Origin of the sequence: Anaerotignum faecicola (genome assembly GCA_024460105.1) — a bacterium.
Classification (GTDB): domain Bacteria; phylum Bacillota; class Clostridia; order Lachnospirales; family Anaerotignaceae; genus JANFXS01.
The window spans coordinates 1-415 of sequence record JANFXS010000419.1; the positions used below are offsets into that span (position 1 = coordinate 1).

Below are 415 nucleotides of genomic sequence, written 5' to 3' on the forward strand. Positions count from 1 at the left end.
AAAGCTTTCATTGTCACCCAGACGGCAGTCCACCGTGCGGTAGTCCCTTGTGTCATACCCGTGTGAGGAGGACTCAAACAGTGGCCCGATGTAAATGGCGTTACAGCCAAGTGACCGGATATGAGGAATCCATTGATCCATTTCCTCAAAACGGTCTGTAACGTCGGCACCGGAATTCTCTTTCAGCGCTCCCGTTAACCCTAAGGGATACATATGATAAAATACCCCTTTTTCATACCACTTGCTCATATACTTATCCTCCAGTGTGAAATGTTTATACCTCCCGGCTTTTGAATCGCCGCAGGAGGAACTGATAACGCAGCTGTGCCGCGTTTAGTTCGTAGATATAGCAGTCGATCAGCGTGGGGTCGATCACCTGTTCAAAATGGTTTCTTGCCGAGTCGATGGCCGTTTT

Annotated in this window: 2 protein-coding genes; both read right to left on the minus strand. The window is 48.7% G+C overall.

The genetic code is table 11. The annotated features are described in order from the left end of the window. A partial coding sequence (locus tag NE664_14665) for an alpha-amylase family glycosyl hydrolase (protein ID MCQ4727877.1) occupies positions 1–249 on the minus strand: 249 nt, incomplete at its 3' end. A 25-nt stretch (positions 250–274) separates the two neighbouring features. Continuing rightward, the coding region (locus NE664_14670; GenBank protein MCQ4727878.1) for a YaaL family protein at positions 275–415 on the minus strand (141 nt) is incomplete at its 5' end.